The 6,633-nt window shown below is 37.9% G+C and carries 6 protein-coding genes and 1 pseudogene; all 7 read right to left on the reverse strand.

The genetic code is table 11. The features are described 5' to 3' along the window. Window positions 1-781 (reverse strand): TonB-dependent receptor plug domain-containing protein (locus F4V57_RS14520; RefSeq protein WP_150330559.1); only part of this gene is annotated, 781 nt, incomplete at its 3' end. Window positions 782-898: 117 nt separating this feature from the next. Continuing rightward, entirely contained in the window at window positions 899-1,300 is a 402-nt protein-coding gene (locus F4V57_RS14525; protein ID WP_070070615.1) for a YbaN family protein, read from the reverse strand. 42 nt (window positions 1,301-1,342) lie between these two features. Further along, window positions 1,343-1,918, reverse strand: coding sequence for a biliverdin-producing heme oxygenase (locus tag F4V57_RS14530; RefSeq protein ID WP_070070616.1), 576 nt, complete (start codon window positions 1,916-1,918; stop codon window positions 1,343-1,345). A gap of 81 nt (window positions 1,919-1,999) precedes the next feature. Further along, a complete protein-coding gene (locus F4V57_RS14535) occupies window positions 2,000-4,702 on the reverse strand; it encodes a TonB-dependent receptor (protein WP_070070617.1) in 2,703 nt (900 codons plus the stop codon). 91 nt (window positions 4,703-4,793) lie between these two features. Further along, window positions 4,794-5,690 (reverse strand): FecR family protein, encoded by an 897-nt coding sequence (locus tag F4V57_RS14540; protein WP_070070618.1) that lies wholly within the window; start codon window positions 5,688-5,690, stop codon window positions 4,794-4,796. Between the two features lie 16 nt (window positions 5,691-5,706). Continuing rightward, window positions 5,707-6,243 (reverse strand): RNA polymerase sigma factor, encoded by a 537-nt coding sequence (locus F4V57_RS14545; RefSeq protein WP_070070619.1) that lies wholly within the window; start codon window positions 6,241-6,243, stop codon window positions 5,707-5,709. A gap of 248 nt (window positions 6,244-6,491) precedes the next feature. Further along, window positions 6,492-6,633 (reverse strand): annotated as a pseudogene (locus F4V57_RS14985) (YbaN family protein); the annotation flags it as partial.

Raw genomic sequence — 6,633 nt, forward strand, 5'->3', positions numbered from 1 at the left:
CATCCCTATTTAATCCAGAACCTTTTATAATTGAAATACTACTGATCAAATTTGGATCGATGTAATTTCGATTATTTGCTCCATTATAACCACGCCATACCGTTAAAGCCTGTTCTGTACCATCAATGGTTAATGGTACACGTCCTTCGCCCTGTACTCCCCGGATATTCGGATCTAAAGCACCACTATTTCTAGCATCACCACTATACACATTGGCCATGCCCTTAAATAAATCAGATGGTGTAGTGCCTTTAAAACGTTCAATCAGGTCTTTTCCTGCGTAAACTGTACTGTAATTTTTATCATATACATCATCATAGCCTTGTGTATCCCGATCTTTCTGACCATAGACAACTAGAGGTGCAAGCTGGACTGCTTCTTGTTGCACTGTTGCACCATGGATATTGTTTATCTGAGTATGATCACTTCGGTCGGATTTATTTTCATTATTTTTGATCAATACATAACCTTGATCAGATTCTTTTAATTGATAGGATGTTTCCGCAAGTATTTTTTTAAATCCTGTATCTACCGAATATTTTCCCTGTAAACCCGGACTTGTTTGGCCTTGCACAATTTTTGGGTCATAACTAAACACCACACCAGACTGCGCTGCAAAAGTAGATAAAACATAACCCAATGTATTGGCAGGAATGTTATAACTACGCTGCTCCGTCACTTGTGCCTGAGCAGGCTGCGCATAAAGTGTTGTAACAGGTACACTTGCAATCGCAAATGCCTGTATCAATATAGAAAGATAGGTTTTTTGCAGTGACTTCATCTGTAACCCCAAAGATAATGATTAATATTTTCATTAATAGTTACCAAAACAAAACATAAAATATGACAAGTTTTTTAAATATTTTTTCTATTTTTAGCAGTAGATTGATTTAAATTATTATTTTCTAGTCCACATCCAGATTTGCACAGCAATCATACACACAATCGCCCCAGCAACAAACCATGGATGCGGAACTTTCCAGATCATCAGTCCTGCCGCTATACTCACTAACGACATTATTTTGACTTTTAACGGTAATGTCCGATGTTCATGCCATTGCTGTAATATCGGGGCAATCCACCGGTTGTGTATAATCCACTGATGTAAACGACTTGAACCTTTTGCTGCAAAAATACTGGCCAAAATATAAAAATCAATGGTAGGTAAGCCCGGCACAACTATCCCTATCGTCCCCACAATTAAACAGATGATCGACATGGCGATACAGAGCCACCTCACCCAAACTCTTTTGGATAGCTTCGAGTCACTGATATTTACGTCAGGCGACTGGTTTCGCATGTTGTTCTTCCCTGAATGTTCGGCTCAGATGCTGTTATCCGGTTATTTCAACTGATCAAGGTTGTCGAGCAATTGACCAAAACGGGTAAAGCCATCCAATGCACCCTGAATCACTTTGTCCTGATCTTCCTTGCTAAAATTTGCTTCATCCAATGCCTGTTTAAAACGTTTCCACACGCGCATACGCCCCTCTGGGTAGGCAGCCAGATTACGTGCACCAAATTCTGCCGATAAACCCAACTTTGCTTGCGCTTCTTTAAATAAAAATGCTGCGCCCAAAGTCGAACCTTCTGAGACATAAATCCAGCCCAAAGCTTCGGGATAACCGACTTGTTCTGTAGCAATATCACTGCTTTGTGGTTCTAAGCCTAAATCCTGCAAATCCTGTAGAGCGGCCTGTGAACGACCCCGCACGTCTAAATCTGGAATGATCTGTTCCACTTCGGCATGGCGATATAGATTTTCGATATCTTGCTGGAAATAGTATTGTGCCAAGGTATGCTGGGCATAGTTGTGTCGATTGGCAAATACCTGTGCCTTTTCCATGAGCTGTTCCATACGGTCATGTTCATGGCTGGTTTCAATCTTGAGACGATGTGATAATGTTGCAGTATTCATAATAAACCTAATATCAAATAATGATGAAGCACCTTACTCTGAGAAGAAAGATGCATTGCAATGTGACTATCTTAAATAACCTTAAAATTTATATTCCAATCCCGCTATAAAGGTACGACCACGTCCTAATGTATAGGACAAAGTATCACCAAAAGCGACCACATACGCTCGATCCATCAGGTTTTCTACTGAACCACTAAATTTTAACTGCGAATTAACTTGATAACTGGCATAAAGATCCAGCAAGGTATATTTCGGCCAATCTGCCACATAAAATGAACCGACTGCACCACTGCTTGAAACAACTGAATGGTCTTGTCGGCCTTTGTTATAACGAATAATTGCACCGAAATCCAACCGATGATCCATTAAACGTCCACCTAATGTTAATGAGCCACGATCACTAGGTAAATAATTTAGATTGCTGAATGTACCGCTTGTAATACCGGAACTACTGCCACTACAGGCTAAAATAGTTTCTTCATATTCAACTGGATACCAGTTGTAAGCCTCTCCACCAAATTTTATCTTATTTCCTAACCAAGCTGCTTTGGAACAAAAGTCATTTTTCCCAAGTATTCTGGAATAACTTAAATTTGCATAAAATATATCTGCATCGTAGCTAAGTTGATATTCAATCCCTTTAAACTGTGTTTTTAGCAAATTATTCACATAAGCAGCATAACCAGAGCTGGCAAGAACGCCATAACCAGGTAAAATTCTATTAGTTGCCAAGGAAATATAATTGTCTACACGTGTATCAAAATAAGCTATTTTCAGATTAAATTGATCATGATCCACAAATAAATTTTGCTTATTTACATTGAATCCAACTTCCCATGACTCCGATCTTTCTGCTTGAGCATAAGGGTTTGGATAAACTGTTGCAGAACTGTGTGCACTTCCTGAAACCAAAGTTTCAGTGATGGCAGGCGGACGATATGCTTTGCCATAATTAGCAAAAATTTCAAGCCATTCAATGCCAGGTTTAATTCCCAATGCAAATGTAGGAGATAATTTGCCCTCTTCACGATCAACATGCCAACTCATGGTATCTTTATATGTACACGAGGATGCTCTTCTCTCAGTACATACATCATAGATATACCAGATACCATCTATACTAGTATTGCCTCTTAATCGGTAACGGTCATAACGCAGTCCACCCTCTATCTTCAACCAATCATCATAATTGTAGATCAAGTTGCTGAAAATACTTGCCATCCAGCGATTACCTTTAGGAGTAACGCCCTCCATACTTGCTTTACTGGAATGGCTGTCATTTTTATCATAGAAAAAATCCAATCCATAATTGGCCTGTATTAGATGCTTATCAAAAATTTGAAACCGTGAAGTATTTTCCAGTTGCAAACCATATGTTTTAAGCCGAGTTTCTGTCGAGTAACTATTATCAGTTAAGGTGCTGGTACTATATGTATCAGTATTATCTTTAGTATCCACATGATAAATTTTGGCTTTTAAATCCAGCCAGTCCTGACCGACTGGCTTTAAACTATAATCCAGTGCAAAATTTTTGGCGCTTACCTGACTAAAGCCAGTATTTTTCCAACCTAATGTATAATATCCACGGGTATTATTGGGGTCGCTATAAATTGCCGTAATCATGCCTGCATTAGGGGTGTCAGTATTCGTTTGTAAATAACTAAATTGCAAACGTTGACTTTCATCAATATTCCAGCCAACTTTAAATAAACCAGATTGCATTTCGTAATTTGAAAAAGAAACTTTCTGATTTTTCAGAGCCTCCTGCATTGCTGCGGTAGTTACTCCGGCATTATACGGATCACTGACGGACGTTCGAATATCACCAATATTACCTTTTTTACCTGGATTATAATCACCTAATTTTCGCTCACTAATCCCAAGTAATACATCTACATCCTGATAGCGTCCTGCAACAATAGCACTACCAATAAATTTGCTTGCGTTAGTTCCAGTGCTAACGTGTAGTTTTCCACCAAAATCCTTGCCATTCTGTAAAAATTCATCGGCATTGACTGTAGTAAAAGTCGCAATTCCACCTAAAGTTCCAGCACTTCCCAAACTATTGGTAGCGCCTTTTTCAATTTTGACAGCAGATAATAATTCCGAATCAATATACATTTGTCCATCACGAGCACCATGACTGGTTTTTTGAAAGTTTTGACGCATGCCGTCAATATTCATATTGACACGACCAAAATCCTGTATACCACGAATATTAACTGATAAAGCTGGATCCTGCTGGCTCACACTAGAATAGACACCAGCACTTTGTTCCAACATATCAGCAGCATGTTTTGCTGGCCGATCTTCCAGTTGTTTACGATTAATCACAGTAATTGAACGTGGCTGATCATAACTATTATCATGTTCAGCTCTGACAGTAATTGCTGATAGTTGCACTACATTTTTATCTACCTTGTGATCACTACTCGAAAAATTATTCTTAACCGATCTAGATGTAATGGTATACACATTGCCATTTTTCTGAACTGTTAAATTCGTACCCTGTAATAATTTTTCTAATGCCTGATCTATCGTATATTTACCCCTTAATGCTGGAGCTTTTTTCTGTTGTAATAGATCACTAAGATAGACAATATGTACATTGCCCTGTTGCGCGATACGTTCTATAGATGTCTGTAACGACTGGGTTGGCAGATTGACCTCTAGCGAAATCACTTCTGCATACACACTCCCTGAATAAAGTACAGTTGCCACTACCAGACTTAGGCTCTTGAGCTTCCAAGCCTTCAATTTGAATCGCTGTGCTTGCCCCATCATTAACCTCGTAAATGAAAAATATAATCGTTCATTTACTTAAACGATTTTGAGATGCGATATAAACACCTGTCTTAATCAAAAAATTTATTTATTTTTTTCTTGTTGAGATTTGCCATGTCCCCGATGACAATTGCCGAACCTGTACAGGTGCAAAATTCGGCAACAATTCAATAAATTGCTGGGATTGTGCTGCATCAAAGCTTCCAGAAATTTTAAGCTGTTCCGCTTGTGGTTGGTTGAAATCCACTTGAAAAGTAGCATAACGCTGGAATTCCCGAATAACATCACCTAAAGGCATGTGATCAAATTTGATCACACCATCATGCCATGCTGTCTGTGCCTGAGCATTAACGTATTTCATCTCCCCAAGAAGCGTTGCATGATTTTCGATACTTTGATTTTTCTCAAGATCTATATATTGTGTCGGTGTTGCCCGTGTACTCACACGTACCTTACCCTGTAATACCGTGACTATCGCATGATGCTGTGAATAACGGTGCACATTAAACACCGTACCAATATCTTCAATATGTAATTGACCTGCTTGCACCGTAAATGGACGTTCAAATTTGCGTAAACCATTTGGTAAATGCCCAACATGGAAAGTTGCTTCACCCTGCTGTAATTGTATTTCACGAGATCGCAAATGCATTTTTACCAATACTTTTGAGTCGGTGTTTAAATGAATCTGACTACCATCTGAAAGATTGATTTTTCTGGTTTCACCTAATTTTGTTGTCCATTGCTGAGTCTGATAGGCTGGATTCCACCAAAATAAAAATACTGATGAAGATACCACCATTAACAATGCAGAAACCCCCTGTTTTCTGCGTAATCTGCGTTGTCTGGCACGCAGAATAATTTGTTCCTTACTTGGAAAATGTGCAACCAATGCCTGTTCAAAAGGTATCAATGCCTCATCAATATCTTGACTGGTATAGCTTACAGATTTGCTCTTTAACGAATGATGTTTTGTTTTTGACATAGCTGTTTACTTACATTCAATCTTGATGGTCTGTTGGAAACAATAATGGAATTAAACAAGGATAAGCACGATTAAGATGCTTGGTGACCATGCTCAAGGAAAGTTCTAATTGCTTGGCAATTTCTTCACGTGTCAAATGATGAACATGTGCCAGAATAAATACGTCCTGACATACCGGTGGTAATTCATGAATTTTTTTGAAAATCATTTTTTCAAATTGCTGTTGCGCAACAACCAATTCAGCAGATGTCCAGCCATGTAACTCCAGATCCGAAAATTCATTTAATTTTTCACTATCAAAGTCAATACGGTCTTCTAGAGTCTGCTGTTTACGACAATGATCAATCGCAAGATTTAAGGAAACCCGTTTTAGTAGTGCCAAAGTCATGACTTTATTTTCAAAATAATCTGATTTTCTTGCCATTTGAAGATAAGTTTCTTGCACCATCTCCATGGCAAACTGACGATTACCCAGACGCGCACTCAGATAGTTTAATAATTCATCATGATGATTGACAAAGAACTCTACGAGTTGATTTTGCCTTTGTTTCATAACCACCCACAATTTGAAAATGATAATTATTATTAATTAAAGTGTAATATATTTGATTATTTTTTCAAGATTTTAATTCAAGTTGTAAATAAAAATTGATATTTACCAATAACCAATTTAACTGTATGAGTTTACAATATATATTATGATCTTTATTACACATATTTAATTTATCTTTTTTAATAAAGATTTGGCAAATTCATCATCTCAAATATTTAAATGGACTAAACGCATGTTTAGAAAAGTTTTTAATTTCTTGCCGATCTAGTCCACATCCAGATTTGCACAGTAATCATACACACTATCGCCCCGACAACAAACCACGGATGTGGTACTTTCCAAATCATCAATCCTGCCGCTAGACTCATACTCACCAATGATATTATTTTG

Source organism: Acinetobacter qingfengensis (genome assembly GCF_008693185.1).
GTDB lineage: Bacteria > Pseudomonadota > Gammaproteobacteria > Pseudomonadales > Moraxellaceae > Acinetobacter > Acinetobacter qingfengensis.